Consider the following 258-nt stretch of genomic DNA (forward strand, 5'->3'; position numbering starts at 1 on the left):
GTGATACCCTGTGCAACCTCGACAAGCCGATCATCCTTGAGCGTATGGACTTCCCTGAGCCGGTAATTTCGCTCTCCGTAGAGCCGAAAACCAAGGCTGACCAGGAGAAGATGGGTATCGCACTGGGCAAGCTGGCCCAGGAAGACCCGTCGTTCCGCGTCAAGACCGACGAAGAAACCGGCCAGACCATCATCTCCGGTATGGGTGAGCTGCACCTGGACATCCTCGTTGACCGCATGAAGCGCGAATTCAACGTCG

1 pseudogene is annotated in these 258 nt (G+C 57.4%); it reads left to right on the forward strand.

Annotated elements, in window-relative coordinates:
- A pseudogene (gene fusA / locus AC0L2X_RS32630) lies at positions 1 to 258 on the forward strand (elongation factor G); the annotation flags it as partial.

The organism is Mesorhizobium sp. WSM4828 (genome assembly GCF_055811175.1).